The 23,686-nt window shown below is 79.1% G+C and carries 20 protein-coding genes; 9 read left to right on the top strand and 11 right to left on the bottom strand.

Annotation, left to right across the window (positions count from 1 at the left end):
* Nucleotides 1-71: 71 nt before the first annotated feature.
* The 3 genes from ACRYMN_RS06460 to ACRYMN_RS06470 are packed head-to-tail and all read left to right on the top strand — an operon-like array spanning nucleotide 72 to nucleotide 3,741.
* A complete protein-coding gene (locus ACRYMN_RS06460; protein ID WP_432493180.1) occupies nucleotides 72-1,202 on the top strand; it encodes a polyprenyl synthetase family protein in 1,131 nt (376 codons plus the stop codon).
* Nucleotides 1,202-2,761, top strand: coding sequence for a phytoene desaturase family protein (gene crtI, locus ACRYMN_RS06465; protein WP_432493182.1), 1,560 nt, complete (start codon nucleotides 1,202-1,204; stop codon nucleotides 2,759-2,761). Before ACRYMN_RS06460 ends, crtI begins: the two co-directional genes overlap by 1 nt.
* Entirely contained in the window at nucleotides 2,752-3,741 is a 990-nt protein-coding gene (locus ACRYMN_RS06470; protein ID WP_432493184.1) for a phytoene/squalene synthase family protein, read from the top strand. The genes crtI and ACRYMN_RS06470 overlap by 10 nt, the downstream gene beginning before the upstream one ends.
* A 60-nt stretch (nucleotides 3,742-3,801) precedes the next feature.
* On the opposite strand, the gene ACRYMN_RS06475 is transcribed toward ACRYMN_RS06470, so the two are convergent.
* Nucleotides 3,802-4,194 (bottom strand): Rv2175c family DNA-binding protein, encoded by a 393-nt coding sequence (locus ACRYMN_RS06475; protein WP_432493186.1) that lies wholly within the window; start codon nucleotides 4,192-4,194, stop codon nucleotides 3,802-3,804.
* A gap of 169 nt (nucleotides 4,195-4,363) precedes the next feature.
* Between ACRYMN_RS06475 and ACRYMN_RS06480 the strand changes: the two genes are divergently transcribed.
* Nucleotides 4,364-5,533, top strand: coding sequence for a lytic transglycosylase (locus tag ACRYMN_RS06480; RefSeq protein ID WP_432493188.1), 1,170 nt, complete (start codon nucleotides 4,364-4,366; stop codon nucleotides 5,531-5,533).
* Nucleotides 5,534-5,606: 73 nt separating this feature from the next.
* The gene (gene pknB, locus ACRYMN_RS06485) at nucleotides 5,607-7,565 is read left to right on the top strand and encodes a Stk1 family PASTA domain-containing Ser/Thr kinase (protein ID WP_432493190.1); all 1,959 of its coding nucleotides are present in this window, start codon (nucleotides 5,607-5,609) and stop codon (nucleotides 7,563-7,565) included.
* A gap of 76 nt (nucleotides 7,566-7,641) precedes the next feature.
* Here the strand turns inward: pknB and ACRYMN_RS06490 are convergent, their stop codons facing one another.
* From ACRYMN_RS06490 to ACRYMN_RS06500, 3 genes are all read right to left on the bottom strand, one after another.
* A complete protein-coding gene (locus tag ACRYMN_RS06490) occupies nucleotides 7,642-9,036 on the bottom strand; it encodes a class II 3-deoxy-7-phosphoheptulonate synthase (protein ID WP_432493191.1) in 1,395 nt (464 codons plus the stop codon).
* A 76-nt stretch (nucleotides 9,037-9,112) separates the two neighbouring features.
* A complete protein-coding gene (locus ACRYMN_RS06495; protein WP_432493193.1) occupies nucleotides 9,113-10,192 on the bottom strand; it encodes a 6-phosphofructokinase in 1,080 nt (359 codons plus the stop codon).
* A gap of 97 nt (nucleotides 10,193-10,289) precedes the next feature.
* Entirely contained in the window at nucleotides 10,290-11,054 is a 765-nt protein-coding gene (locus tag ACRYMN_RS06500) for a lysophospholipid acyltransferase family protein (RefSeq protein ID WP_432493195.1), read from the bottom strand.
* Nucleotides 11,055-11,196: 142 nt separating this feature from the next.
* Between ACRYMN_RS06500 and ACRYMN_RS06505 the strand changes: the two genes are divergently transcribed.
* A complete protein-coding gene (locus ACRYMN_RS06505) occupies nucleotides 11,197-11,853 on the top strand; it encodes a hypothetical protein (protein ID WP_432493197.1) in 657 nt (218 codons plus the stop codon).
* Nucleotides 11,854-11,905: 52 nt separating this feature from the next.
* On the opposite strand, the gene ACRYMN_RS06510 is transcribed toward ACRYMN_RS06505, so the two are convergent.
* From ACRYMN_RS06510 to ACRYMN_RS06525, 4 genes are all read right to left on the bottom strand, one after another.
* The gene (locus ACRYMN_RS06510; RefSeq protein WP_432493199.1) at nucleotides 11,906-12,712 is read right to left on the bottom strand and encodes an endonuclease/exonuclease/phosphatase family protein; all 807 of its coding nucleotides are present in this window, start codon (nucleotides 12,710-12,712) and stop codon (nucleotides 11,906-11,908) included.
* A complete protein-coding gene (locus ACRYMN_RS06515) occupies nucleotides 12,709-13,788 on the bottom strand; it encodes an ROK family glucokinase (RefSeq protein ID WP_432493201.1) in 1,080 nt (359 codons plus the stop codon). Before ACRYMN_RS06515 ends, ACRYMN_RS06510 begins: the two co-directional genes overlap by 4 nt.
* Nucleotides 13,789-13,855: 67 nt before the next feature.
* Nucleotides 13,856-14,869, bottom strand: coding sequence for an ROK family glucokinase (locus tag ACRYMN_RS06520; RefSeq protein ID WP_432493203.1), 1,014 nt, complete (start codon nucleotides 14,867-14,869; stop codon nucleotides 13,856-13,858).
* Nucleotides 14,870-15,064: 195 nt separating this feature from the next.
* Nucleotides 15,065-15,667: a hypothetical protein gene (locus ACRYMN_RS06525; RefSeq protein ID WP_432493205.1), complete on the bottom strand. Its 603-nt coding sequence runs from the start codon at nucleotides 15,665-15,667 to the stop codon at nucleotides 15,065-15,067.
* A gap of 200 nt (nucleotides 15,668-15,867) precedes the next feature.
* On the opposite strand from ACRYMN_RS06525, the gene ACRYMN_RS06530 reads away from it, so the two are divergent.
* Nucleotides 15,868-17,667, top strand: a complete 1,800-nt coding sequence (locus ACRYMN_RS06530) for an AMP-dependent synthetase/ligase (RefSeq protein ID WP_432493207.1) — start codon at nucleotides 15,868-15,870, stop codon at nucleotides 17,665-17,667.
* Nucleotides 17,668-17,686: 19 nt separating this feature from the next.
* Entirely contained in the window at nucleotides 17,687-19,078 is a 1,392-nt protein-coding gene (locus ACRYMN_RS06535; RefSeq protein ID WP_432493209.1) for a hypothetical protein, read from the top strand.
* Here ACRYMN_RS06535 and ACRYMN_RS06540 read toward each other — a convergent pair.
* The 3 genes from ACRYMN_RS06540 to ACRYMN_RS06550 all read right to left on the bottom strand — a co-directional run bounded on the left by ACRYMN_RS06540 (nucleotide 18,966) and on the right by ACRYMN_RS06550 (nucleotide 21,734).
* On the bottom strand, nucleotides 18,966-20,186 hold the full coding sequence (locus tag ACRYMN_RS06540; protein ID WP_432493211.1) for a glycosyltransferase family 4 protein: 1,221 nt from the start codon (nucleotides 20,184-20,186) through the stop codon (nucleotides 18,966-18,968). The genes ACRYMN_RS06535 and ACRYMN_RS06540 overlap by 113 nt on opposite strands.
* Nucleotides 20,183-21,475 carry a hypothetical protein gene (locus tag ACRYMN_RS06545; protein WP_432493213.1) on the bottom strand — a complete coding sequence of 431 codons (1,293 nt, stop codon included), beginning with the start codon at nucleotides 21,473-21,475 and terminating at the stop codon, nucleotides 20,183-20,185. Before ACRYMN_RS06545 ends, ACRYMN_RS06540 begins: the two co-directional genes overlap by 4 nt.
* Nucleotides 21,476-21,536: 61 nt before the next feature.
* On the bottom strand, nucleotides 21,537-21,734 hold the full coding sequence (locus ACRYMN_RS06550; protein WP_432493215.1) for a hypothetical protein: 198 nt from the start codon (nucleotides 21,732-21,734) through the stop codon (nucleotides 21,537-21,539).
* A 175-nt stretch (nucleotides 21,735-21,909) separates the two neighbouring features.
* Between ACRYMN_RS06550 and ACRYMN_RS06555 the strand changes: the two genes are divergently transcribed.
* Entirely contained in the window at nucleotides 21,910-23,679 is a 1,770-nt protein-coding gene (locus ACRYMN_RS06555; protein ID WP_432493217.1) for a DEDD exonuclease domain-containing protein, read from the top strand.
* Nucleotides 23,680-23,686 lie beyond the last annotated feature (7 nt).

Below are 23,686 nucleotides of genomic sequence, written 5' to 3' on the forward strand. Positions count from 1 at the left end.
ATCACCGTAGGCCGGGAGCGGTTGTGCGCACCCGGTCGCCGCGCGCTGCGCGGGCTGCCTAGAGTGCCCCTGTGCCGCCGCCCCCCACCGCGCCCACGACGGTCCCCGACCCCTCGCGGCGCGCCGCCGCGCTCGGGGTGCGCGAGCGGGTGGAGGAGGTGCTCGCCGCCTTCCTGGAGGACCAGCGCGCGGTGCTGGGCGAGCTGGGCGAGGACTGCGAGCCGCTGCTGCGGGCGGTGACCACGCTGCTGGACGGCGGCAAGCGGCTGCGCCCGGCGTTCTGCTACTGGGGCTACCGCGGCGCCGACGGCGCGCTGACCGGCCGCTCCGAGGAGGGCATCGTGACCGCCGCGGCGGCCCTGGAGCTCTTCCAGGCCGCCGCCCTGCTGCACGACGACGTGATGGACGACTCCGACACCCGCCGCGGGCGCCCGGCGGCGCACCGCTGGTTCGCCGCGCTGCACGCCGACGACGGCTGGGCCGGCAGCGCCGAGCGCTTCGGGCTGGCCGGCGCCGTGCTGGCCGGCGACCTGTGCCTGGCCTGGAGCGACGAGCTGTACGAGCGCGCGCCGCTGGGCGCCGAGGCGCTGCGCCGCGGCCGGCGCGTCTTCGAGACGATGCGCACCCAGCTCATGGGCGGGCAGTACCTGGACATGCTGGAGCAGGCGTGCTCCGAGCGGCTGGGCCCGGCCGGGGCGGTCGAGCGCGCCCGCCGGGTGGTGCGCTTCAAGAGCGCGAAGTACTCCGTGGAGCACCCGCTGCTGCTGGGCGCGACGCTGGCGGGGGCGCCGCAGCCGCTGCTGGCGGACCTGTCCCGCTTCGGGCTGGCGCTGGGCGAGGCCTTCCAGCTGCGCGACGACGTGCTGGGCGTCTTCGGCGACCCGGCCGAGACCGGCAAGCCCGCCGGCGACGACCTGCGCGAGGGCAAGCGCACCGTGCTGGTGGCCCTGGCGCTGCGGGCCGCCTCCCCCGCCCAGGCCGCGCTGGTCTCGCGCCACCTGGGCGACCCGGCGCTGGACGCCGCGGGCGTGGAGGCGCTGCGCGAGGTGCTCACGGGCACCGGCGCGCTGGACGGCGTGGAGGGGATGATCGCCGAGCAGGTCGACACCGCCTGCGAGGCGCTGGACGCGGCCGACCTGACGGAGCCGGCGCGCGCCGCGCTGCACGAGCTGGTCGTCGCCGCCACGAGCAGGAGGTCCTGATGAGCGGGTTGACGCGGGCGCTGGACTGGCTGCCGGGGCGCACCCGGCGGGTGGAGGGGCCCACCGACCGCGTCGTCGTGGTCGGCGCGGGGCTGGCGGGGCTGTCGGCGGCGATGCGCCTGGCCGCGGCCGGGCGCGAGGTCACCGTGCTCGAGCGCGAGGACGTGCCCGGCGGGCGCGCGGGGCTGTCCGTCAAGGACGTGCCCGGCGGGCAGTACCGCTTCGACACCGGCCCGTCGGTGCTGACGATGCCCGACCTCATCGCCGACTGCTTCGACGCGCTGGGCGAGCGCGTGGAGGACTGGCTGCAGCTGCGGCCGGTGGACCCGCTGTACCGGGGCACGTTCGCCGACGGCTCGCGCCTGGAGGTCTCCGCGGAGGTCGAGCGCACCGCGCAGGCGATCTCCGAGCTGTGCGGCGGCGCGGAGGCCGACGGCTACCGCCGCTTCGTGGCGCACGTGGGCGACCTGTACCGCTACGAGATCCGCGACTTCATCGACTCCAACATCGACACCCCGCTGGACCTGCTCAAGCCGAACCTGGTGCGCCTGCTGGCCGCCGGCGGGTTCAAGAAGATGGCCCCCGAGGTGGCCAAGTACCTCAAGGACCCGCGCACGCAGCGCATGTTCTCCTTCCAGGCGCTGTACGCGGGCCTGTCCCCCTTCGACGCGCTGGCGCTGTACTCGGTGATCGCGTACATGGACACCGTCGCGGGGGTGTTCTTCCCCGAGGGGGGCATGCACGCGATCCCCACGGCGATGGCGGCCGCGGCGGAGAAGCACGGGGTGCAGTTCCACTACGGCACCGAGGTGGCGAGCGTGGAGCGCACCGGCCGCCGGGCCACCGGGGTGCTGACCACCGACGGGCGCCGCTTCGCCGCCGACGCGGTGGTGCTCAACCCCGACCTGCCGGTGGCGCACCGCGACCTGCTGGGCACCGACCCGTGGCGGGTGCGGCACCTGACGTACTCGCCCTCGTGCTACCTCATGCACGTCGGCTCCAGCGCGGACTACCCCGACCCGGTGCACCACTCCATCCACTTCGGCGCGGCGTGGGAGGAGGTGTTCGCCGAGCTGCTCGACGGCCGGCTCATGAGCGACCCGTCGATCCTCGTCTCGCGCCCCACCGTCTCCGACCCGGGCCTGGCGCCGGCGGGCAAGCACGTGTACTACGTGCTCTTCCCCACCCCGTCGCTGGCGGCGGGCAGCTCCCCGATCGACTGGGACCGCCTGGCCCCGCGCTACCGCGAGCACGTCATGGGCGTGCTCGCCGAGCGCGGCTACCCCGGCTTCTCCGACGCCGTGGAGGCCGAGGACGTCATCACCCCGGCCGACTGGGAGCGGCAGGGCATGGCCGCGGGCGCGCCGTTCGCGTCCTCGCACGCCTTCCGGCAGACCGGCCCGTTCCGCCCGAGCAACCTGTGGGGCGAGAACGTCGTGTTCACCGGCTCGGGCACCCAGCCCGGGGTGGGGGTGCCGATGGTGCTCGTCTCGGGCCGGCTGGCCGCCGAGCGCGTCACCGGGCCCGTGCCCGGGTACCGCTCGCGGGCGTGGCGCTGAGCGCGCCGGGCGGGGCGCTGCCGCGCAGCAGCGCCCGCGCGCTGGACGAGGCCGCGCGCACCGACCCGGCGCTGCGCGAGCCGGAGCTGCGCGCCGCCTTCGAGGGGTGCCGGCTGCTGCACGCCGAGCACGGCAAGACGTACTACCTGGCCACGCTGCTGCTGCCGCCGGCCAAGCGGCCGTACGTGTGGGCCCTGTACGGCTTCGCCCGCTACGCCGACGAGTTCGTCGACTCCCTCACCGACCCCGACCCCGCCGCCCTGGTGGACTGGTCCGACGCCTTCCTGGAGGCGCTGGGCTCGGGGGGTCCCGAGGGGCCCGCGGACCCGGTGGGGCGGGCGATGGCCGCCACCATGCGCCGCTGGGACATCCCGCGCGAGCACGTCGAGGCGTTCCTGACCTCGATGCGCATGGACATCACCGAGACCGGCTACGCCACCTACGAGGACCTGCGCCGGTACGTGTACGGCTCCGCGGCCGTCATCGGCCTGCAGATGCTGCCGGTGCTGGAGCCGGTGGTCCCGGGCGCGGAGGCGCCGGCGCGCGCGCTCGGCGAGGCGTTCCAGCTGTCCAACTTCATCCGCGACGTCGGCGAGGACCTCGACCGCGGGCGGGTGTACCTGCCGCAGGAGGACCTCGACGCCTTCGGGGTCACCCGCGAGGACCTGCTCGCCGGGCGCCGCGCCGGCACCACCCCGCCGGCGGTGCGCGAGCTGCTGGCCTTCGAGGTGGCGCGCACCCGCGAGCTGTACGCGCAGGCCGAGCCGGGCATCGCGATGGTGCACCCCACCAGCCGCGACTGCCTGCGCACCGCCTACGAGCTCTACGGCGGCATCCTCGGCGCGGTCGAGGCCGTCGACCACGACGTGCTCGGCCGGCGGGTGCGCGTGGGGCTGCCGCGCCGGCTGGCGGTGGCGCTGCCCGGCCTGGGCCGCGCCCGCCTGGCCCGCCACCGCGAGGCGCGCTGGCGCAGCGCCTGAGCCGGCCGGCCCCGGCAGGGGCCGGCCGGTCGGGGCGGGCGGGTCAGCCGGTCGGGCGGGTCAGAAGGACAGCGCCTGCGCCCGGCGGCGCACCTCGGTCTTGCGGTTGGCGCGCAGCGCGTCGATCGGCGTGCCCGGCAGGGTCTCGTCGGGGGTGAACAGCCAGCGCACGCTCTCCGCGTCGCCGTAGCCGGAGTCCATGAGCACCGACAGGGTGCCGCGCAGGTGGTTCAGCGGGCCCTCGGGGGTGACGAACGCGGCGGGGATCGAGGCGACCGAGCGCTCGCCGCGGCGCAGGGCGATCAGCTCGCGCTCCTGCAGCCAGCGGCGGACGGTGCGCAGGTCCACGCCGGCCACCTCCGCGGCGTCGGGGACGGTGAGCCACTCGGGGACCAGGGCGTCCAGCCCGTCGCCGTGCTCACGGGCGATGTCTGCTCTCAGCGGTGCTGCCACGCGCCCAGCGTGCCACCTCCCGGCGACACGACACGAGCGGCACGTCCCACACACCGGGCCCGCGGTGATCCATCGTGGGGGGCGGTGCGCCCGCCGCGCTCGGGTAGGTTGCGAGCCCGGCCGGCCCACCGGCACCAGCACCGGTACGACCTACGGGAGGGACCCCCGCATGGCCGAGCACGGCGACGACCCGAACACCCCCGAGGAGCCGCGCAGGCGCAGCCGCTGGCTGGCCGCCGCCGCCCTCGTCGGTGCGGCGGGCCCCACCGCGGTCGTGCCCGCCGGTGCCGCCGCCGCGGCGCCCTCCACCGCCGCGCACGCCGACGCCGCCGTGGACGGCGAGCAGGTCGTCACCGTGCGCCGCGGCGACACGGTCAGCGGCATCGCCGCGCGCACCGGCAGCACCGTGCGCGCCATCGTGCGGGCCAACGAGCTGGGCGCCGCGGCGCGCATCGTGGAGGGCCAGCGCCTGCGGGTGCCGGCGCCCGGCACCGAGGCGCCCGCCCCGGCGCCGGCCCCCGAGGCGCCCGCGGAGCACACCGTCGTGCCCGGCGACACCCTCTCGGGCATCGCCGCGGCCCGCGGCACCACCGTGGCCGCGCTGCGCGAGGCCAACGGCCTGGACGCGCGCGGGTTCATCCGCGCCGGGCAGGTGCTCAAGCTGACCGGCGGCGCCGGCGCCCCGCGCGCCCCGCGCGCCGAGAGCGCCACCTACACCGTGCGCGCCGGCGACACCCTCTCGGGCATCGCCGCGCGCACGGGCACCACCGTGGCCACCCTCGTCGAGCTCAACGGCCTGGACCGCACCGGCTTCATCGTCGAGGGCCAGGAGCTGCAGCTGGCGCCGGCGCCGCAGGCGACGCCCGCCGCCCCGGCGGCCCCGGTGCAGGCCGGTTCGCTGGCCGCGGCCGTGGAGGCCAACCGCGCCCGCCTGGCGCGCGCCGACCTGCCCGGGCGCGACGAGATGCGCGAGATCATCCGCGCCACCGCCGTGCGCCTGGGCGTGGACCCCTCGCTGGCGCTGGCGATCGGCTACCAGGAGTCCGGCTTCAACATGGGCGTCGTCTCGCACGCCAACGCCATCGGCGCCATGCAGGTCATCCCCTCCTCCGGGGAGTGGGCCTCGGACCTGCTGGGCGAGGAGATCGACCTGTTCGACCCGCGCGACAACGCCAAGGCCGGGGTGGTCATCCTGCGCACGCTGGTGGCCAGCAACCCGCCGGACATCGCCATCGCCTCCTACTACCAGGGGCAGGGCTCGGTGCGCTCGCGCGGCATGTACGACGACACGCGCCGCTACGTGGCCAACGTGCAGACCCTGCAGGCGCGCTTCCGCTGACGCGCCCGGCACCGCCGCCGACGCGCGCGGCGGTGCCGGGGCCGGGCGCGGGCTCTGCCTAGACTCGACGACCGTGGACGCCACCCTCTCCGACCCGCTCGTCGGGCGCGTGCTGGACGGGCGGTACCGCGTGCTCGCCCGCATCGGCCGCGGCGGGATGGGGATCGTCTACCGCGCCGAGGACGAGCGCCTCGAGCGCGAGGTGGCCGTGAAGGTGCTGCGCAGCGACCTGGCGCACGACCCCGTGGCGCGCCAGCGCTTCGTGCGCGAGGCGAAGTCCGCCGCGCGCCTGGCGCACCCGGGCGTGGTCTCCGTGCTCGACCAGGGCGTCGACGAGCACGACGGCCCCGGCAGCGGGACCGCCTACCTCGTCATGGAGCTGGTCAGCGGGCGCACCCTGCGCGACGTCGTGCACGAGCGGGGCCCGCTGAGCGTCGGCGGCGCCCTGGACGTCACCGCCGCCGTGCTCGACGCGCTGGCCGAGGCGCACCGCAAGGGGCTGCTGCACCGGGACGTCAAGACCGGCAACGTCCTCGTCGGCGACGACGGGCGGGTCAAGGTCGGCGACTTCGGGTTGGCCCGCTCGGCCGGGCCCACCCAGGCCAGCACCGCCGCCACCGGCGCGGAGCTGCTGGGCACCGCCGAGTACCTCGCGCCCGAGCAGGTCTCGCGCGGGGTGGCCGACGCCCGCAGCGACGTCTACGGCGTCGGGGTGGTCCTCTTCGAGGTCCTCACCGGCGCGCCGCCCTTCACGGGCGACACCCCCCTGCGGGTGGCCTACCAGCACGTCTACGACGACCCGCCGGCACCGTCGTCGGTGGTGCCGGGCGTGCCGGCGGCGGTGGACCGGCTGGTGCTGGAGGCGCTGGCCAAGGACCCCGACGAGCGCCCCGCCGACGCCGGCGACATGCTCGCGCGCCTGCGCGCGGTGCGCGCCGAGCTGACCCCGCAGGAGCTGTCCGTGCGCGGCGCCGGCGGCACCGGCGCCGTCGCCGAGGGCGGCACCCTGCGCCTGGACCTGGCCGGTGGCGCGGCCGGCGGCGCGACCGCGCAGGGCCCCGCGGACGGCGACGGCCCGGGGGGCCCGGGGGACGCGGGCGCTGCGGGCGCGGTCCCCGCCGGGGCGGCGCGGCCCGCCGGGCGCCGGCGGCGCGGCGTGCCGGCCATGGTGCTGACCCTGGCCCTGGTGGCCGTGGCCGCCGTCGTCTCCTGGTGGTTCCTCGCCGGGCCGGGCGCGTTCACCACCACCCCCGACGTCGCCGCGCGCCCGCCCGAGCAGGCCGCGAGCGCCCTGGAGGCCGGCGGCTTCCGGGTGCAGCGCGAGGAGGTGTTCAGCGACACCGTGCCCCGCGACGCCCTCGTCGGCACCGACCCGCGCGCCGGGGAGCGGGTGCGCAAGGGCGGCACCGTCACGCTCGTGGTCAGCCTGGGCGTGGAGCAGGTCGAGGTGCCCGACGTGGTGCAGCGCGAGCGGGCCGAGGCCGAGCGGCTGCTGCGCGAGGGCCGGCTGGGCGTCGGGGAGGTCGCCGAGGAGTGGAGCGAGGACGTCGAGGCCGGCCGGGTGCTGCGCTCGGCGCCGGCCGCCGGGCAGTCCGTGCCGCACGACTCGCCGGTGGCGCTGGTCGTCTCGCGCGGGCGCGAGCCGATCGGCGTGCCCGACGTCGTCGGCGACACCCTGGAGGAGGCGCGCGAGGAGATCGCCGCGGCGCAGCTGGTGGCCGGCGAGCCGGTGCAGCGCACCAGCGAGACCGTGCCCGCGGGCCGGGTCCTCTCCCAGACCCCCGCCGACGGCACCCTCTTCCGCGGCGACGCGGTGCAGCTCGTGGTCTCCAGCGGGCCGCCGCTGGTGCGGGTGCCCGACGGCCTGCAGGGCCGGCAGGTCGAGGAGGTGCGCACCGCGCTGGAGGGGCTCGGCTTCGACGTGCGGGTGGAGAACGTCCTCGGCGGCCTCTTCGGCACGGTGCGCTCGGTGGAGCCGGGCTCGGGCCAGTCGGTGCCCAAGGGGTCGACGATCACGCTGACCGTCGTCTGACGCGCAGCGGTCCCCCCGCCCGGGCGGGCGGGGGGACCGCGGTGCTCGCGTCCGGGGGTGCCCCCCGGCGGGCCGCTCAGCGCTGTGCGAGCATCTCCGCGGCCAGGAAGGCCAGCTCCAGGGACTGCTGGTGGTTCAGCCGCGGGTCGCACAGCGACTCGTAGCGGGTGGCCAGCCCGGCGTCGTCGATGTCCATCGCCCCGCCGAGGCACTCGGTGACGTCGTCGCCGGTCAGCTCCACGTGCAGGCCGCCGGGCACCGTGCCCAGCGCCCGGTGCACCTCGAAGAAGCCGCGCACCTCGTCCACGACGTCGTCGAAGCGGCGCGTCTTGTAGCCGCTCGCGGAGGTGATGGTGTTGCCGTGCATGGGGTCGCACACCCACGTCACCTGCGCGCCGGCGCGGGTGACGCCCTCGACCAGGGCCGGCAGCGCCTCGCGGACCGTGCCGGCGCCCATGCGGGTGATGAAGGTCAGCCGGCCGGGCTCGCGGTACGGGTCCACCTTCTCCACCAGCGCGAGGGCGTCGTCCACGGACGTCCTCGGCCCCAGCTTGACGCCGATGGGGTTGCGGATGCGCGAGGCGAAGTCGACGTGCGCGCCGTCGAGCTGGCGGGTGCGCTCGCCGATCCAGACCATGTGGGCCGAGACGTCGTAGGGGCCGCCCTGGCGCACGTCGGGCACCGGGGAGGCCGCCAGCGGCGGCTCCTCGTCCAGGGTGCGCGTCAGCGGGCGCTCGTAGTCCAGCAGCAGCGCCTCGTGGCTGGAGAAGAACTGCACCGTCTTCAGCGCGTCGAAGTCCGCACCGCAGGCGATCATGAACTTCATCGCCTTGTCGATGTCGCGGGCCAGCGCCTCGTAGCGGGCGTTGGCGGCGGTGGCGGCGAAGCCGCGGTTCCACTCGTGCACCTTGCGCAGGTCGGCGTAGCCGCCGGTGGTGAAGGCGCGGATGAGGTTCAGCGTCGCCGAGGAGGTGTGGTAGGCGCGCAGCAGCCGCTGCGGGTCCGGGGTGCGCGACTCGGCGGTGAACGCGTAGTCGTTGACCGCGTCGCCGCGGTACGCCGGCAGGGTCACGCCGTCGCGGGTCTCGTCGTCGCTGGAGCGCGGCTTGGAGAACTGCCCCGCCATGCGGCCCACCTTGACCACCGGCAGGCTCGCGCCGTAGGTCAGCACGGCGGACATCTGCAGCATCGTCTTCAGGCGGCGGCGGATGCCCGCGGCCGTCGCGCCGGCGAAGGTCTCGGCGCAGTCCCCGCCCTGCAGCACGAACGCCTCGCCGCGGGCGGCGGCCGCCAGCTGCGCGCGCAGCTGGTCCGCCTCGCCGGCGAACACCAGCGGCGGGTACGAGGCGAGCTCGGCCTGCACCTCGGCCAGCGCGGCCGCGTCGGGCCACTGCGGCTGCTGGGCGGCGGGCAGGTCCGGCCACGTGATCGAGGAGGCGGCCGTGGGCGCGGTGCTCGTTCCGGTGCTCACGCGCGCCAGTCTCCCACCCCGCGGGCGCTGCGCGGGACGACTCCGGCCCACCGGCCGCCGGCGGGCGCGGCGCGCCTCACCAGCGCAGGTCCGCGGTCTCCGCCCGCCGCTCCGGCGGCACCGTGCGCAGCACGCCCGTCGCCTCCGCCAGCGGCACCTGCACCACGTCCACCCCGCGCAGCGCCGCCATGGTGCCCAGCCGCCCGGAGGCCAGCGCCTCGACGGCCGAGAGCCCGAAGCGGGTGGCCAGCACCCGGTCCGCGGCCGAGGGGGTGCCGCCGCGCAGCAGGTGCCCCAGCACCGTCAGGCGCATCGAGACCCCCGGCAGGCGCCGCTGCAGCTCCCGCTCGAGCTGCTCCCCGGCGCCGCCGAGCTGCACGTGCCCGAAGGCGTCGCGCTGCGCGGTGCGCACCGCCTGCTCGCCGAGGACCTGCGCGCCCTCGGAGAGCACCACCAGGGGCGCCTCGCCGCGGTCGAGGACCTCGCGCAGCACGGTGGCGACCGCGTCGAGGTCGACCGGCTCCTCCGGCAGCAGCGTCACGTGCGCGCCGGCCGCGGTGCCGGTGTGCAGCGCGATCCAGCCGGCGTGCCGGCCCATGACCTCCACGAGCATCACGCGGTGGTGCGAGGCGCCGGTGGTGACCAGCCGGTCGCACGCCTCCACGGCCGTCTGCACGGCGGTGTCGAAGCCGAAGGTGGCGTCGGTGGCCGAGAGGTCGTCGTCGATGGTCTTGGGCGCGCCCACGACCGGCACGCCCGCCTCGTGCAGGGCGGTGGCCACGCCCAGGGTGTCCTCCCCGCCGATCGCCAGCAGCGCGTCCACGCCCAGGCGCTGCAGGGAGGCGCGCACCCGGCGCACCCCCTCCTCGACGCCGTCGGCCAGCGGGTTGGTGCGGCTGGAGCCCAGGACGGTGCCGCCGCGGGCCAGCAGCGGGCGCACGTCCGCCTCGCCCAGCGGCACCGCGTCGCCGTCCAGGACGCCGCGCCAGCCGTCGCGGAAGCCCAGGAAGCTCATCCCGTGCCGCTGGGTGCCCGCCAGGACGGCCGCGCGCAGCACGGCGTTCAGGCCCGGGCAGTCCCCGCCGCCGGTCAGCAGCCCGACGCGCCAGCCGGCCCCCGGACCCGCCGCACGCCCCGCCCCGCTCGTGACGGCCATGGCGCCTCCCCCGTCCACCGGCTGCACCGCCGGTCCTCGCCCGCGCTCCCCGTGACGCGGCTCACTCTGCCACCGGGCGCACGCCGCCGGGCGCGGTTCACGGGCGCGCCGCGCCGCCGCCCCCGGGCGCGCCGCGCCCGCCGGGCCCACCGCTGCCGCCCGACCCGCCCGTCCCGCCCGGCCCGCCGGCGGGCGGGGCGCCGTGGCGCAGGGCGTAGGCGTCGACGTACTCCTGGTGCGACAGGCGCTGCACCGCCGCCATGACCTCGTCGGTGACCGAGCGCAGCACGAACTGGTCGTCGGCCCGGCCCGCGTAGCGGGAGAAGTCCATCGGCTCGCCGATGACGACGCCCACCCGCCGCACCCTGGGCAGCAGGCGGCCGCGGGGCATGAGCTCGCCGGTGCCGACCACCGCCACCGGCAGCACGGGCGCGCCCGAGCGCAGCGCGATGCGCGCCACCCCGGTGCGGCCCCGGTACAGCCGCCCGTCCGGGGAGCGGGTGCCCTCGGGGTAGATGCCCAGCAGCTCCCCGCGGGCCAGCACCCCGAGCGCGGCGTCGATGGCGCCGCTCGAGGCGCGCCCGCCGCTGCGGTCCACCGGCAGCTGGCCGATGCCGCGCAGGAACCCGCCGAAGAGCCGCCCGCGCACCCCGGAGCCGGTGAACATCTCGGCCTTGGCGATGAAGGTGACCCGCCGGCGCAGCACGGTCGGCAGCAGCACGGGGTCGGCGTAGGAGAGGTGGTTGCTGGCCAGCACGGCGGGGCCGGAGGCGGGCACGTGCTCCGCGCCGCGCACCCACGGCCGCAGCAGGGGCGTCAGCACCGGCTCGGCCACCAGCCGCTTGACGACCCAGTACAGCACCGGTGCCTCCCCGCCCGCGGCCGGCGCCCGCGGCCGGCGCTCCCCGCCGCGGCGACCCTAGGGCATCCCCGCGCGCGGCGCGGGGCGCGCGCCGCGCGGGCGGACGCCTCGACCGCACCGGGCGGGCGTGCCACCATGAGCTGTGCCTGCCACCCCGGACGACGGCGCCGGCCGCCTCGACGTCGACGCGGCCTTCGCCGAGATCGTCGCGCGCTGGGACGACGAGGCCCCGCTCGACCGCCCGGCGGGGCACCCGGACCACCGCGACCACGCGGCCGACCGGGGCCGGCCCGGCGCCCCGGCCGGGGACGGGCCCGCGGCGCGGGAGGCGCACGAGCGCGCCGACGGCGCCGACCCGGCGGACGGCCCGCTGGACCCGGCGAACCCGGTGGACCCGGTGGACGGCTCCGCGACGCCCGCCGCCCACCCCGAGGGCCGCACCGTGCGCCCGGCGCGCCCGCTGCCGCCCGCCCCGCGCGAGGACGTCCCGCAGGTCCCGCAGCGCGAGCCCGCACCGCGCGAGCTGCACGGGCAGGACGCGCACGACCCGCTGGACGCCGAGGAGCGCTTCGTGCCGGCCGAGCCCGCACCGCTGCCGCGCGACCTCGTCGGCTGGGGCGCGTGGGCCGCCGTCGTGGGCGCACCGCTGTTCCTGCTCGTCGTCGCCCTGGCCCGGCGCGACGTCTCCGCCCTGGTCACGCTGCTGACCGCCGCCGTCTTCGTCGCCGGCTTCGCCACGCTCGTGGTGCGCCTGCCCGGCTCGCGCGACGAGGACGACGACGACGGCGCGGTGGTCTGAGCCCCGCCGCCCCACCCGCTCCCCGCCGCGCCCACCCGCCGCGGGGGCGCCCTCAGCCCCCGGCCGGGGGCACGAGCAGGTCGGCCACGACCGCGAGGTGGTCGGTGGCGCGCTCCGCCCGCTCCACGGCGGGCGTGCGCACCGCGGCGACCGCCAGGCGCGGGTCGACCAGGACCGCGTCGAGGCGGTGCCGCGGCGCGCGCGCCGGGAACGTGGGGAACGGTGCGCCGGCGACCTCGGCGGCGTCGACCAGCCCGCCGCTCAGCACCGCCCGCGCGCGCCCGCCGGGGCCCTCGTTGAGGTCGCCGGCCACCACCAGCGCCGCGCGCGCCCACGGCGCGCACGGTGCGGCGGGGGCGGCCGGCGGCACCAGCAGGGCCGCGTGCGCGGCCCGCTCACCGGCGTCCAGGCCCAGGTGCACGCTGCGCACCAGCACCTCCGCCGACCAGCCGCCGCCCGCGGCCACCCGCACCACCGCCTCGGCGGCCCCGCGCCGGCGCACCGGGCGACGCCCGCGCCACCGCGGCACGGGCAGGGCGCGCACCGCGGCGGCGCGCACGTCCACCCGCGCCGCCGCCAGCACGGCCGTGCCCGCGCCCGGCCTGCCGGCCGCCACCACCCACAGGCCCGCGTCGGCGGCCAGGTCGCCCAGGCGGTGCTCGGCGAGGGGGTGCGTGGGCACCTCCTGCAGGCACACCACGTCCGCGGCGGCCGCGCGCAGCACCTCGCGCAGCACCCGGCCGTCGTCGAGCAGCTCGCGCACGTTGCACGTGGCCACCCGCAGCCGGGCGCCCGCGCCCACCGGGCCGTCCACCGGGCCGCCCACCGGGCCGCCCAGGGGGCCGTCCAGGGGGCTCACCCCCAGCCGCGCGAGAGGTCCGCGGCGCCGACCAGGCCGGCGGCCGGGCCCAGCTGCGCGCGCACCAGCCGCAGCTCGGGGCGGAAGCCGCGGCCGGTCAGGGTGCGCCGGTACGCCTCCCGGCACGGGCCCAGCAGCAGCTCGCCGGCGTCCGAGACGCCGCCGCCGACGACGACCGTGCCCGGGTCCAGGGCCGCGGCCAGGTTGGCCACGCCGATGCCCAGCCAGCGCCCGACCTCCTCGAACAGCTCCACGGCCGCGGGGTCGCCCGAGCGCGCGGCCTCCGTCACCAGCGGCCCGGTGATCGCCGCCGGGTCGCCGCCGGCCAGCTCCAGCAGGGCGTGCGCCACCGGCGAGCCGGAGCGGGCCAGCTCGCGCGCCTCGCGCACCAGCGCGTTGCCGGAGGCGTACTGCTCCCAGCAGCCGCGGTTGCCGCACTCGCAGCGGTGCCCGCCGGGCACGACGACCATGTGCCCGAACTCCCCCGCCAGCCCGAAGCGCCCGCGCGCCACCCGCCCTTGGGTGACGATGCCGCCGCCGATGCCGGTGCCCATCGTCACGCACAGCAGGCGGCTCTCCCCGCGCCCGGCGCCGAAGCGGTACTCGGCCCACGCGGCGGCGTTGGCGTCGTTCTCCACGACGGTGCGCCGTCCCACGCGCCGGCCCAGCCGGGCGCGCACCCGCCGCTCCACCGCCTCGCGCAGCGGCTCGTGCCGCCACGCCAGGTGCGGGGCGAAGAGGACCGTGGAGCGCTCGGCGTCGACGAAGCCGGCCGCGCCGATGCCCACCGAGACGATGTCGTGGGCGCCGGCGAGCTCCTCGACGACGTCGGCGATGGTGTCCTCCACCGCCCGCGGGCTGGTGGTGGGCGTCTCGCGCCGCAGCTGGGCCACCACGCGGCCCTCGCCGTCGACGACCCCGGCGAGCACCTTCGTGCCGCCGATGTCCACGCCGACCGCGGGGCCGTCGCCGATGAGCGCCCGCCGCGTCTGCTGGCGCAGCCTCTGCTGCAGGGCGACGCGGCGGGGGTCCGGGGCGCGGTGGCGCCGGGGCCGGCTGCTGCGGGGTGCGGCCATCTCGCGTCCTGTCGTGGCGGGCGGCGGGGGTGTTCGGGGAGGCGTCCGGCGAGGCGTCCGGGGGCGCTCAGGCGGTGCGGGCCAGGTCCGCGGCGCCGACGATCCCGGCGGCGTTGCCGCGGCGGGCGGTGCGCAGCGGCGGCGGGCGGCGGTGGGTGCGCCCGGGCAGGTTCGCCGCCAGGCTGGCGCGCGCGGGGGCCAGCAGCAGCTCCCCGGCGTGCGAGACGCCGCCGCCGACGACGACGACCTCCGGGTCCAGCACCGCCACGAAGCTGGCGACGGCCTCGCCCAGCCAGCGGCCGACCTCCGCCAGCAGGCGCGCGGCGGCCGGGTCGCCCCCCTGCGCCAGGCGGGTCACGGTGGGCCCGTCGACGGCCTCGGGGTCGCCGCCGACGGCGCGCAGCAGCTGCTCGGCGGAGGGGTCCCCCGAGCGCAGCAGGTCGCGGGCCTCGCGCACGAGCGCGTTGCCGGAGACGTACTGCTCCCAGCAGCCGGCGTTGCCGCAGCCGCAGGCGCGCCCGTCGGGCACGGCGCGCACGTGGCCGAGCTCGGCCGCGGCCCCGTTGGCGCCGCGCTGCAGCACCCCGCCGGAGACGATCCCGGCGCCCAGGCCGGTGCCGACGGTGAGCATCAGCAGGTCGTCCACCGGCAGGCCGTGCTCGTCCAGGCCCCCGCCGAAGCGGTACTCGGCCCAGGCGGCGGCGTTGGCGTCGTTCTCCACGACCACGCGCCGGCCCAGGAGCGGCTCCAGGCGCGCGCGCAGCGGCTCGTCGCGCCAGGCCAGGTTCGGGGCGAAGACGACCGAGGAGCGCGCGGCGTCGACGAACCCGGCGACGCCGACGCCGACGGGACCGAACTCGTGGGTGGTGGCCAGCTCCTCGACGGCGTCGGCCACCGCCTCGGTGATGGCGTCCGGGTGCGAGGCCGGCGTCTCGCGGCGGGTCTGGGCGAGGATCTCCCCGCGGTGGTCGACGACCCCCGCGCCGATCTTCGTGCCGCCGATGTCGATGCCGATGGCGTTGCCGGGCACTCCCCCGGCCGCCGCTGCGGCGCTGGCCGCCGTGGTGCGCTGATCCCCCATGCCGTCCCGGAACCCCCTGCGACGCGAGCCCCGGTCCGGGGCGGCCGCGCGCGGCGCGCGACCGGCAGGAGGCTAGAGCATCGCGACCGCCGCCCCCCGACCGGCGCGCGCCGGCCCGGCGGGCTCCCGTCGGGGTCCCGTCGGCCGCCGCCCCGTGGCCGCGCGGCTCCCGGCGGGTCCCGCGGGGGGGCGGGCTCAGCCGGCCAGGGCGCCCAGGACGGTCATGACCAGCAGCAGCAGCACGGTCAGCGCCACGCCGCCGCCGGCGGCCACGGCCACCTTGGCGCCGGGCGAGCCCGGCCCGCGCACCGGGGCGGCGCCGGAGGCGGCCAGCGCGCGCAGCATCCGGTCCACCTCCTCCTCGTCGAGGTCGCCCGCCGGCTCAGCCGCCTCGGCCCGCTCGATCGTCGGGGCCGTCCCGGCCGGCTCGGCCGTCCCGGTCGGCCCCACCGGCCCGGCCGCCTCGACGGGTCCCGCGGGCTCGACGGGCCCGACGTGCCCGACGGGCCCGACGGGCCCGGCGGCACGCTCCGGCAGCAGGGGCGCGTGGCACAGCGAGCACCACGACTGCCCCTCGCGCACCCGCGCGGCGCACGCCGGGCAGCGCTCGGGCAGCTGCGCCGCCGGCTCCTCGGGCACCCGCGGCACCCGCGGCAGCCGGCTGACCGGGGCGCCGACGTCGACGCCGCCGAAGGCCGCGCCGGTGCGGGTGCCCGCGCGCACGGCGGCGCGGGCGGCCTGGCGCTCGCTCGGGGGCGCCGGGGCGGTCGCGCCCGCGCCCTGCAGGACCTCGTCCACGGCTCCTCCTCGTCGCGCACCGGCCGGGGCCCGCGCGGCCCCGTCCGCCCCATCGGCCGGCGCGCGCCGCGGCTGAAGCCCCGCGCGGCCGTGCCGGGCGCCCGGCGAGCGCCGGTAGGGTGCGGGATCCGTCGCCGGCGCAGGCGGCCGGGGCGCGACGGGGTCCGCCGCCGCCCCGCAGGACACCGAGGAGGAACCCCGTGCGGAGCAGTTGCGAGCCCCCGCTCGTCCCGCCCGCGACGACCGGGAACCTCACCGACTGCGTCGTGGACGCGGCGCGCGAGGTCCCCGGGCACGTCAGCGTCAGCCGCAGGGACGCCGACGGCTCGTGGCGCGGCGTCAGCGCCGCGCAGCTGCTGGCGGACGTCACCGCCGTGGCCAAGGGGCTGCTGGCCGCGGGCGTGCAGCCCGGCGACCGCGTCGGGCTGATGGCGCGCACCAGCTACGAGTGGACGCTGGTGGACGTGGCGGCGTGGTTCGCCGGGGCGGTGACGGTGCCCGTCTACGAGACGTCCTCGGCCGAGCAGGTGCGGTGGATCCTCTCCGACTCCGGCGCGGTGGCCTGCTTCGTGGAGACGCCGGAGAACGCCGCGCGCGTGGCGGCCGTGCGCGAGCAGCTGCCGCAGCTGCGCGACGTGTGGACGCTGGCCTCCGGGGCGCTGGAGGAGCTGCGCGAGGCCGGGCGCGAGACGGGCGACGAGGAGCTGGAGCGCCGGCGCACCCTGGCCGGCCCCTCGGACCCGGCCACCGTCATCTACACCTCGGGCACCACCGGGCGCCCCAAGGGCTGCACGCTGACCCACGGCAACTTCCTGGACCTGGCCCGCAACGCCCGCGAGGCGATCCCGGAGGTGCTCCAGCGCCCGGACGCGGCCACGCTGCTGTTCATCCCGCTGGCGCACGTCTTCGCGCGCTTCATCGAGGTGCTGTGCCTGGTGTGCCGCATCCGGGTGGGTCACACCCCGGACGCGAAGGACCTGCTCACCGACCTGGCCGGGTTCCGGCCCACCTTCGTGCTCGCGGTGCCGCGGGTGTTCCAGAAGGTCTACGACGGCGCCGAGCAGCGCGCGGCCGCCGGCGGCAGGGTCAGGGCCGCGGTCTTCGAGCGGGCCTCGGCCACGGCGGTGGCGTACTCGCGCTCCCTGGACGCCGGCGGCCCCTCGCTGCCGCTGCGCGCGCGGCACGCGCTCTTCGACCGCCTGGTGTACGCCAAGCTGCGCGCCCTGCTGGGCGGGCGCGTCGAGCACGCCGTCTCCGGCGGTGCGCCGATGGGCGAGCACCTGGCGCACTTCTTCCGCGGCGTCGGCCTGGTGGTGCTGGAGGGGTACGGCCTGACCGAGACCACCGCGCCGCTGTGCGTGAACCGCCCCTCCAGCATCCGCATCGGCACGGTGGGCCTGCCGCTGCCGGGCACCGACGTGGCCGTCGCGGAGGACGGCGAGCTGCTGTGCCGCGGCGTGGGCGTCTTCCGCGAGTACCGCGGGCGCGGGGAGGAGACGGCGCGGGCCTTCGAGGACGGCTGGTTCCGCACCGGCGACCTCGGCGAGGTCCTGGACTCCGGGCACGTGCGCATCACCGGCCGCAAGAAGGAGATCATCGTCACGGCCAACGGCAAGAACGTCGTGCCGGCCCCGCTGGAGGACGCGCTGCGCGCGCACCCGCTGGTCTCGCAGGCCGTCGTCGTGGGCGAGGACCGGCACTACGTGGGCTGCCTGATCACCCTGGACGAGGAGGCGCTGCCCGCCTGGGGCGCCAACCACGGCCGCCCCGGGCTGGACGCGGCGGCCGCGCGCACCGACGAGGTGGTGCTCGCGGCGCTGCAGCGGGCCGTGGACGCGGCCAACGGCGCGGTCAGCCGCGCCGAGTCCATCCGCCGCTTCCGGGTGCTGACCGGCGACTTCACGGTCGAGAACGGCTACCTGACGCCCTCGCAGAAGGTCAAGCGCACCGAGGTGCTGCGCGACTTCGCCGGTGAGGTCGACGCCCTCTACGGCGCGTGAAGCCGCCGGGGGTGCCCGCGTGACGCGCCGCGAGGGCGCGGTCCTGCTGGTGTGGTGGGTGCTCAGCGCGCTGGCCACCCACAGCGTCGTGCGCTACCGCTGGTGGATCGTCGCCGGGTACCTGCTGGTCACCGCGGCGCTGGGGGCGCTGGCGCTGAGCGCCCGCGACGACCGCGGCGCCGCCGCGGCGCCGGCCGCGGGCGTGCGCGCGGCCGCCGCCGTACTGGGCCTGGTGGCGCTGACGCACCTGCTGCTGGTGCCCTTCAGCTACCTGGGCGCGGCCGGGCTGGGGGCGGTGCGCGCGGCGCTGGCGGCGGCGGCGCTGCTGGCCGGGGCGCTGCTGCTGGTGCCGCGCGCGCGGGCCGCGGTGCTGCCGGTGGCGCTGGCCGGGGCGGGCACCGCGGCCGTGCTCGTGGTGCGCGGCGACCCCGCGCCGCGCATCGACGTGTGGGTGATCCTGCAGCAGGCCGCCGACGGGCTGCTGCGCGGGGAGTCGATGTACGTCCAGCGCTGGAGCGGCTCGCCCGGCATCACCGACGCCTTCGCGTACCTGCCGTGGACGGCGGTGCTCACCGCCCCGGGCCGCTGGCTGGCCGGGGACGTGCGCTGGGCGCTGGCGGTGCTGGTGGCGGTGGCGGCGCTGTGCACGGCCGCGCTGGGCCGCTGGCGGGCCCCGGCGCTGGCCGCCGCCGCGCTGCTGCTGCTCGCGCCGGGCTCGAGCACCCTGGTGGAGCAGGCGTGGACGGAGCCGACGGTGCTGGCGGGCCTGGCGGGCTGGGCGCTGCTGGTGCACCGCGGCGGTACCGGCGCGTGGTGGGCGGTGGTGCCGCTGGCGGTGGCGCTGGCCGCCAAGCAGCACGTGGTGCTGCTGCTGCCGCTGCTGGCGGTGTGGCCGCGCTTCGGGCTGCGGCGCGCGGCCGTGGCGGTCGGCGGCGCCGGGCTGCTGGTGGCGCCGTGGGCGCTGGGGGCGCCGCACGCCTTCGTGCACGACACGGTGCGCACGATGCTGGAGCTGCCGCCGCTGCGCTTCGCCGACACCCTCTACACGGCCGTGCTCAACGAGACGGGCGTGCGGCTGCCGTTCGCCCTCGTCGGCGCGCTGGTCCTGGGCGTGCTGGTGGCCGCCGTGGTGGCGCTGCGCCGCCGGCCGGTGGGGCTGGCGGGGCTGCTGACGTGGTGCGCGGCGGTGCTCATGGTCGTCAACGTCCTGAACAAGCAGGCGTTCTACAACCAGTTCTGGCTCGTGGGGGCGCTGCTGCTGCTGGCGGTGGCCGCCGGGGCCGGCGCGCGCTCCGGGCTCAGCCCCGCGGCCCCGCCCCGGCCGGCGAGGACGGCCCCGCGGGCACGTCCGCCCCGGCCAGCAAGGCCGCCAGCCGGTCCGCCTGCTCCGTCCAGCCCCAGCGCCGGCTGACCCAGGCGCGCCCGGCCGCGCCCAGGGCGCGCGCCCGCGCGGGGTCGGCGAGCAGGCCGGCGACGCGCTCGGCGACGGCGGCCACGTCGCGGCCGTCGACGACGTGGCCGTTGACGCCGTCCAGCACGGCGTCCGGCGCCCCGCCGGAGTCGCCGGCCACGACGGGCAGCCCGGTGGCGGCGGCCTCCAGGTAGCAGATGCCCAGCGCCTCGGGCTCCAGCCCGCCCAGGCGGGTGCGGGTGGGCATGCAGAAGACGTCGCCGGCGTCGTAGTGCGCGGGCGTGTCGGCCCACGGCACGGCCCCGGTGAGCACGACGTCGCCGCGCAGGCCCAGGCGCTCGACCAGGCGCTCCACGGCCGGGCGGTGCGGGCCGTCGCCGACGAGCAGCAGCGCGGCGCCGGGCACGCGCCGGCGCACCTCGGGCATCGCCCGCACGAGCACGTCCTGGCCCTTGCGGGCCACCAGGCGCGAGACGCACACCACCACGGGGCGCCCGCCCAGCCCGTGGCGCGCGCGCACCCCGGCGCCGCCGGCGCCGGGGCGGAAGACGTCCACGTCCACGCCGGGCGTGAGCTGGCGCATGCGCGCGCGGGCCGCGGCGCTCAGGGGCCGCTCGATGCGCGAGCGGCACCAGGGCCCCAGGTAGGTGAGGGTGTCGGTGCCCTCGCCGATGCGGCGCAGCGCCGCGCGCGAGCCGGGCAGGGTGGACCACCACACCTCGTGCCCGTGGGTGGTGGCGACGGCGCGGCCCACCCCGGCCCGGCGCAGCGCGGGCGCGGCCAGCGCCAGCGGCGCGGCGGCGCCGAACCAGGCGCGGTCGGCGCCGTGCTCGCGGGCGGTGCGCTGCAGCCGGCGGGTGATCGCCGGGGTGGGCACCAGCAGCGGCGAGGGGTCGCGCACCACGGTGACGCCCGCGGCGGCCAGCTCCGCGTCCACGGCCTCGGCGCCGCGCTGGCGGGCGGTGTGCACGACGACGCGCGCGGCCGCGGCGCCGGGGCCCTCGCGGCGGGCGGTGGCCGCCGGCAGCAGGCGCACCGCGGCGTGCACGAACGACTCGATGCCGCCGGTGCGCGGGGGGAAGTCGTTGGTGACGACCAGGGTGCTCACGGCCCCCACCCCACCAGGCGGCCGGCGAGGTCGGCGCGCCAGGTGCGCACCACCTCCTCCCAGCCGGCGCCGAGGGCGGCGCGGCAGGCGGCGTCCAGGCGCTGCGCCGCCGGGGCGGGGCCCTCGCCGCCGTCGGCGGGCGCGGTGGCCAGGCGGCGGTGCAGGGCGGTGACGGCCGGCGTCCCGGCGGCGCGGGCGGCGGAGGTGACGAGCGTCCACGCCGCCGCGTAGGCCACCTGCAGCCGTGGGCCGGTGGCGGTGAGGTCCGCGTCCGAGGGCACGGCGGGCTCAGCGGGCGCCCCCCGGGCGGCGCGGGCGTCCAGCTCGTCGAGCAGCGGCGCGGCCAGCAGCGCCGCCGGCACGCCCAGGTCGCGGCGGGCGACGTGGTCGGCGTAGCCCTCGGCCAGCCAGCGCGGCACGGGGCGGGCGCCGTCGGGGCCGGGGCGGGCGGTGGCCGTGGCGCGGGTGGCCACGTGCACGAGCTCGTGGGTCAGCGTCGCGGTGCGCCCGGCGCGCGTCAGGCGCGCGCAGCGCTCGGCGACGAGGACCACGCGCACCCCGGCGGGGGCGCCGTCGGGCAGGGCGGCGTCCAGGCCGACCGCCGCGGCGTCCAGCGCCGCGGCGCGGGCGGGGTTCAGCCCGGCGAGGCGGGCGGCCGCGGCGGCCGCGGGCACCACGACGACGGCGGTGCCGCGCGGCCAGTCGGCGCCCCAGGCGGCGTCCACCCGCGCCGCGGCGGCGGGCAGGTCCTCAGCGGCGTCGGCCGCGACCAGCTCGGCCGCGGCCCGCCCCGCACCGCCCGACCCCGCACCGCCCGACCCCGTGGCGCCCGACCCCGTGCCGTCCGACCCCGTACCGTCGGGGCGCACGAGCAGCACCGGGCCGGCGCCCGTCGGCTGCGCGCGCACGTCGCCGAGGTCCCAGGGCTGCACGGCGCCGTCCAGCGCGCCCAGCTCCCACCCGTCGTCGCCGCGCACCAGGCGGGCGCGCACGGCGGCGGCGACCTCCCGGCCCTCCCCCGCCACGCGCGCGCGCAGCCGGCCGCGCACGGCGGTGCCGTCGACGCCCTCGACGTCGACGGCCCACACCCGCAGGCCGGCCGCCGCGGCGCCGCGCTCGCGCAGCAGGGCGCGGGCGCGCGCGGCGAGCAGCCGCTCGGCGTCGGCGACGGCCGGGGCGGCGGCGCGGGGGGCGTCCGGGGCCGGGCGGCACCCGCCGGACGCGCCGGCGGCCGCGGCGCCCAGCGCCCCCGCGAGCAGGGCCCGCCGCCGCACCGCACGCCCCGCCACCGGCGCATCGTCGCACCCGGCGCCGGCCGCACCGGCGCGGCGGGTCAGCCGGCGCGGCGGGTCAGCCGGCGCGGCGGTCGCCGCCCGGTTCCAGGCGCAGCGGCGGGACGAGGCCGGAGCGGGCCAGGACCTGCACCGCGTCGCGCTCCTCGGCGTCCAGCCGGGGCGGGCCCGGCTCGCCGAGCAGGACGGACACCACGCACTCCGGGCACGCCACCGGGCGGACCGTGCAGCTGTCGCAGTCGATGAGCACCGGCACCTCCGAGACGCTGGCGGGCCCGCGGGGCCCGGCCGGTCCCTCGACCGGCGCTGCGCACGCTAGGCACCGCCTCCGACACGACCCCCGCGCGCGTCCCGGCGCCGCAGCGGCGCGCCGGGACGCGGCGCCGGGGTGGTGCCGAGGAGCTGTCGGGGCGGTGTGGCACCGTTCGCCCGTGCGTCCCGCCCCCCGTCCGCAGCAGGCCAGCTTCGAGGACCTGGGCCGGCCGCTGGTGGGCACGACGTTCGTGGTGGTCGACCTCGAGACCACCGGCGGCGCCCCGGCCGACGGCGGGATCACCGAGGTCGGCGCCGTGAAGGTGCGCGGCGGGGAGGTGCTCGGCGAGCTGCAGACGCTGGTGCGCCCCGACTCGCCCATCCCGCCGGCGGTGCAGGTCCTCACCGGCATCACCCCGGCGATGGTGGCCGGCGCGCCCTCGGCGGCGCAGGTGCTGCCCAGCCTGCTGGAGTTCGCGCGCGGCGCGGTGCTCGTGGCGCACAACGCCCGCTACGACACCGCCTTCCTGGCCGCGGCGTGCCGCCGGGCGGGGCTGGAGTGGCCCAAGCCGGAGGTGGTGGACACCCTGGCGCTGGCGCGCCGGCTGATCGGGCGCGACGAGGCGCGCGACCACAAGCTGGGCACGCTGGCGCGGCTGTTCGGCACGGCCACGGCCCCCGACCACCGCGCGCTGCACGACGCGCGCGCCACCGTCGAGGTGCTGCACGCCCTGCTGGAGCGGCTGGGCAACCGCGGGGTGCGCACGCTGGAGGACCTGCAGGACTTCGCCGCGGCCGCCCCGCCGGCCCGGCGCGCCAAGAAGCACCTGGCGCTGGGGCTGCCCTCGGCGCCCGGGGTCTACCTCTTCCGCGACGGGCGCGGGCGGGTGCTCTACGTGGGCACCTCGGTGGACGTGCGCCGCCGGGTGGCGCAGTACTTCACCGCCTCGGAGACGCGCGCTCGGATGACCGAGATGGTCAACGCGGCCGCCGAGGTGGTGCCGGTGGTGTGCGCCACGCCGCTGGAGGCGCGGGTGCGCGAGCTGCGGCTGATCGCCGAGCACTCCCCGCCGTACAACCGGCGCTCGAAGGACCCCGAGCGCGCCACCTGGGTGAAGCTGACCGCCGAGGCGTGGCCGCGGCTGTCGCTGGTCAAGCAGGTGCGCGAGGACACCGCCGCGGGCGCGGAGTACCTGGGCCCGTTCCGCTCGGCGCGCACGGCCGAGCAGGCCGTGGAGGCGCTGCACGACGCGCACCCGCTGCGCCGCTGCACGCGCCGCATCCCGCGCGCGCCGCGCCCGGACGGGCCTGGCGCCTGCGTGCTGGCCGAGCTGGGCCGCTGCGGGGCGCCCTGCCTGGGCGTCGAGCGCGGCGGGCAGGACGCGGCCGGGTACGCGCGGGTGGTGGAGCAGGTGCGCGCCTCGCTGCGCGGGGACGCGGGGGCGGCGCTGGAGGTGGGCCGGCGGCGGATGCTGGCGCTGGCCGGCGAGGAGCGCTTCGAGGAGGCGGCCGCCGCCCGCGACCGCCTGGAGGCGTTCCTGCGCACCGCCGAGCGCGCCCAGCGCCGCGCGCCGCTGCAGGCGCTGCCCGAGCTGGTCGCCGCGCGCCGGTGCACCCCCGAGCCGGGCTGGCGCGAGGGCGGCTGGGAGCTGGTGCTGGTGCGCCACGGCCGCCTGGCCGGCACGACCGTCACCCCGCGCGGGGCGGACCCGGTGCCGCACGTGGCGGCGCTGCGGGCCACCGGCGAGGCCGTCGAGCCGCCCGGGCCGGGGCGGGCGGGGCTGCTGGTGGAGGAGACCGACGCGCTGCTGGCCTGGCTGGACCAGCCCGGGGTGCGGCTGGTCTCGCTGGCCGGGGCGGAGGGGGCGCAGGCGCCGCCGTGGGCGCTGCCGGTGCGCGGGGCCGGCTGGGCGCGGCACCGGCTGGGCACCGCGGGCACGGCGCCCTAGGCTGCCG

The sequence above is a fragment of the Kineococcus gypseus genome, from assembly GCF_050871305.1.
GTDB classification, from domain to species: Bacteria; Actinomycetota; Actinomycetes; order Actinomycetales; family Kineococcaceae; genus Kineococcus; species Kineococcus gypseus.